The sequence below is a fragment of the Mesorhizobium sp. M7A.F.Ca.CA.003.01.2.1 genome (assembly GCF_003998945.1).
Taxonomy (GTDB): Bacteria; Pseudomonadota; Alphaproteobacteria; order Rhizobiales; family Rhizobiaceae; genus Mesorhizobium; species Mesorhizobium ciceri.
Genome location: NZ_RZRA01000581.1, coordinates 1 through 3,635, shown reverse-complemented (window position 1 = coordinate 3,635; position 3,635 = coordinate 1). Strand labels below are relative to the sequence as shown.

The following is a 3,635-nucleotide window of genomic DNA, read 5'->3' as shown; positions in this document are numbered from 1 at the left end:
GTGCCGAGCGATGCCGAAGGCGTCGAGCCGGCCGAGGAGCTTGCGCGGCTGCCGGACGATCCCGGCGTCGATCCGGACGAGGAAGCGGAGAAATCGCCGCGCCGGTTTCGGTTGTTTTGAGTTGGGCAGGCCGTCAGGCCGTTGGGGTATGGATCTATGTTTGAACGCGTTCTGTCGTTTCTCAGGGATTTGCCGGCCGGTGCCGGCACGCATGCCAGCACGGACGATCCGCGTGTCGCCGCCTCGGCGCTGCTCTACCATGTGATGAACGCCGATGGCGTGCGCCAGGATGTCGAGTGGGAGCGGTTCAAGGCGGTGCTGGCCGAGAGCTATTCGATCAGTGGCGCGGAACTCGAAGCGTTGGCCGCTGCCGGCGAGCGGGCCGACAATGAGGCGATCGATCTCTACGCCTTCACCAGCGTCTTGAAGCGCCATCTCGATGCCGATGCGCGCAAGGCTTTCATCGGCCTGATGTGGGAAATCGTCTATGCCGACGGCGAGTTGCACGAGCTCGAGGACAACACCGTCTGGCGCGTCGCCGAGCTGATCGGCGTCGAACGCCACGACCGCGTCGAGGCGCGCCGCAAGGCGGCGGCGCACGCGCCCGGCGCCACCGGAACATCGAGCGACGAATAGGATCTTCGCCTTCCCATGCCACGCCAGACGAGTTCGAAGCCAAAGATCCTGATCGTGCTGCATCAGGAGAGTTCGAGCCCGGGACGTGTCGGCCACATGTTGCTGGAAGAGGGTTTCGATCTCGACATCCGCCGGCCGCCGCTTGGCGACGCCTTGCCCGAAACACTGGACGACCACGCCGGCACGGTGGTGTTCGGCGGCCCGATGAGCGCCAATGACGACGACGAGTTCGTCCGCCGCGAGACCAACTGGCTGGAAATACCGCTGAGGGAGAACCGGCCATGTCTCGGCATCTGTCTCGGTGCGCAGATGCTGGTCAACTGTCTCGGCGGCAAGGTCGAGGGTCATGGTGAAGGGCTGGTCGAGGTTGGCTGGTATCCCCTGAAGGCGACCGAAGCCGGCAAGCAACTGATGCACTGGCCGGAGATGGTCTACCAGTTCCACCGCGAGGGTTTTTCGCTGCCCAGGGACGCGACGCTGCTGGCGACGGCCGAAACCTATCCCAACCAGGCCTTCCGCTACGGCGACAATGCCTGGGGCATCCAGTTCCATGGCGAACTGACCAGGGTGATGATGCAGCGCTGGGTGGTGCGCGGCGCGCATCGCTTCGAATTGCCCGGTGCCCAGCCCGGCCGCGATCATCTCGGCGGCCGGCTGATCTGGGACATGCATCTCAAGCGCTGGCTGGACGAGTTTTTGCGGATGATCTTCGGCAAGTCGAGCAGATAGCTAAACCGTCGTCTGAACGGATTTCAGGCGACCCGCTTTAGGTCTTTGTCTTCATGCATGTCGTTCTCCCAAAACCGGGGCCACTTTTGGGCGACATGCATTAAGGTTCGAGCACCGGCCGCAGGAAGCTGCGCTCATAGCTGAGAATGCTGCGATTGCGCTTTTCCATTTCGAACACGTCCTGGCATTCCGGGTCGGCAGCCATCCGTTTGCGATAGTCCTCGTAGTCGGCAAGACTCGGAAAGCTGAACATGGCATAGGCGATGTTGCTCGCCCCTTCGCTTGGAAGGAAATAGCCGTGATGGTTTCCGCCGAGGCGGTTGACCAGAGCTATCCAGCGACGACCATAATCTTCGAACTCGGCAAGCTTGTAGGGGTCGATGACGTATTTCAGGTAGCAAGTGATCATGAGAGCTCCTGTGGCATGGGCTAGGCATGTCGGCTGTCAACCGTGGGAAGATCAGTTGCGCCCGTTGAGGTGGCGCACCTTGCGCAGTTGCGGGAACAGCACCACCCACAGGCCCGCGACGGCGATGGCGCCGATGCCGCCGATCACCACGGCCGGCACCGTGCCGATCAGCGCGGCCATCGTGCCGGCCCGGAATTCGCCGACCTCGTTGGAGGCGCCGACAAAGACCTGGTTGACGGCGTTGACGCGGCCGCGCACCTCGTCGGGCGTCCACAGCTGGATCAGCGTCTCCCTGATGTAGACGCTGAACATATCGGTGGCGCCAAGGAAGACCAATGCCACGATCGACAGCCAGGTGATGGTCGACAGGCCGAAAACCACGGTGAAGGCGCCGAACGAGGCTGCAGCGGCCAGCATGATCATGCCCGCGTGGTTGCGAAGTGGATGCCCGGCCAGCCAGATGGCGACGCAAATGGCGCCGATGCTGGGCGCCGAGCGCAGCAGGCCGAGGCCCCACGGGCCGAGCTGGAGGATGTCGCGCGCATAGACCGGCAGCAGCGCCGAGGCGCCGGACAGGAGCACGGCGAACAGATCGAGCGAGATGGCGCCGAGCACGATCTTCTCGCTCCAGATATAGCTGAACCCGCCGAGCAGGTGCTGCATCGTCGGCTTGTCCGACTCGGTGCGCTGCGACGGCTTCGGGATGGTGAAGATCAGCAGCCCGGACACAAGCATCAGGACAGCGGCGGTTCCGTAGGCCGCTTCCGGCGACACGCCGTAGAGCAGGCCGCCGGCGACGGGTCCGACGATGGTCGCCGTCTGCCAGGCCGATGAATTCCAGGCGATGGCGTTGGCGAAATCCTGAGGCGGCACCAGATTGGCGAACAGCGAGGCCGAGGCCGGACCGAAGAAGGCGCGGGCGACGCCGAACATGGCAAGCACGCAGAAGATCGGCAGCGGCCCGCTGATGCCGCGCAGCGCCAGGAACAGCAGCGCCAGCGCGCACATCGCCTCCACCACGACCGCCAGCGCCATGATCAGGCGGCGGCCGAAGCGGTCGGCGGCGACACCGGTGACCAGCACCAGAAGCAGCGACGGCAGGAACTGGACGATGCCGACCAGGCCGAGATCGAGCGGGTCGCGGGTCAAATCGTACATCTGCCAGCCGACCGCGACGGACACGATCATGGTGGCGAATGTGGTGAGGAAACGCGCCGCCCAATAACTCAGGAAGGAGCGGTGGCGGAACGCGGCATAGCGCTGGTCCGGTGATATCTGTTCGGCGGTCATGATTTAAGAGGCCCCATTGCAGTGGCGTCAGCTGGCGGGGCACTTCCACGATGGGCGCTGGTCCGGCTGGCGGAACTTTTAGCTCAGTTCGCCGCGGATATGCGTCAGAATCAGTGCTGGATCAAGGAATTTTCAGCCTGCTCCATCGCCGGCACGCGGAAGTTACTGCCGCAGCGCGACGGAGATGGCGTCGAGGCCGCCGCGCAATTCGGCTTCCGTCGGCCAGCCGAAGCCGACGCGGAAGAAGCGTTTTTCCATCTCGAACCAGTGGCCGGGTCCGACATAGGTTCCATGGTTCTCCAGCAGGTTCGCATAGAACCGGTCGAGGTCGAAGCCGGGTTCGATATCGAGGCGCGGGAAGCCGACGACACCGCCTTCGGGCCTGATCCAGTCGACCAGCGGTTCGCGGTCGATCCAGGCCTGGACGATGTCGCGGCGCTTGGCCATTTCGGGCAGCAGTGTCGCCAGGAAGGCATCCCGGCGCTCGAGCATGCCGCGGGCAATGCCTTCGTCGATGACGCTGCCGCAGATGCCGATCTGTTCCTTTGCGGCGAGGAATTTTTCCTGAAGC

General features: G+C 64.0%; 4 protein-coding genes and 1 pseudogene. 2 read left to right on the top strand and 3 right to left on the bottom strand.

All coding sequences use genetic code 11. From position 1 onward, the window contains the following. Positions 1 to 156 precede the first annotated feature (156 nt). Both EN969_RS21530 and EN969_RS21525 read left to right on the top strand, forming a co-directional pair. On the top strand, positions 157 to 636 hold the full coding sequence (locus EN969_RS21530) for a TerB family tellurite resistance protein (protein WP_013528912.1): 480 nt from the start codon (positions 157 to 159) through the stop codon (positions 634 to 636). 15 nt (positions 637 to 651) lie between these two features. Then, entirely contained in the window at positions 652 to 1,365 is a 714-nt protein-coding gene (locus EN969_RS21525; RefSeq protein WP_024503038.1) for a glutamine amidotransferase, read from the top strand. A 100-nt stretch (positions 1,366 to 1,465) separates the two neighbouring features. Here EN969_RS21525 and EN969_RS21515 read toward each other — a convergent pair whose 3' ends face one another. The 3 genes and pseudogenes from EN969_RS21515 to EN969_RS21505 form a co-directional block, all read right to left on the bottom strand. Next, positions 1,466 to 1,774 carry an NIPSNAP family protein gene (locus tag EN969_RS21515; protein ID WP_063169514.1) on the bottom strand — a complete coding sequence of 103 codons (309 nt, stop codon included), beginning with the start codon at positions 1,772 to 1,774 and terminating at the stop codon, positions 1,466 to 1,468. A gap of 51 nt (positions 1,775 to 1,825) precedes the next feature. Further along, entirely contained in the window at positions 1,826 to 3,064 is a 1,239-nt protein-coding gene (locus EN969_RS21510) for an MFS transporter (RefSeq protein ID WP_063169513.1), read from the bottom strand. A 162-nt stretch (positions 3,065 to 3,226) separates the two neighbouring features. Further along, positions 3,227 to 3,635, bottom strand: a pseudogene (locus EN969_RS21505) (aspartate aminotransferase); the annotation flags it as partial.

Excerpts from the sequence above, each read along its gene's own strand:
- EN969_RS21525 (WP_024503038.1), top strand. The coding sequence starts at position 652 with ATGCCACGCCAGACGAGTTCGAAGCCAAAGATCCTGATCGTGCTGCAT.
- EN969_RS21515 (WP_063169514.1), bottom strand. The coding sequence starts at position 1,774 with ATGATCACTTGCTACCTGAAATACGTCATCGACCCCTACAAGCTTGCC.
- EN969_RS21530 (WP_013528912.1), top strand. The coding sequence starts at position 157 with ATGTTTGAACGCGTTCTGTCGTTTCTCAGGGATTTGCCGGCCGGTGCC.
- EN969_RS21510 (WP_063169513.1), bottom strand. The coding sequence starts at position 3,064 with ATGACCGCCGAACAGATATCACCGGACCAGCGCTATGCCGCGTTCCGC.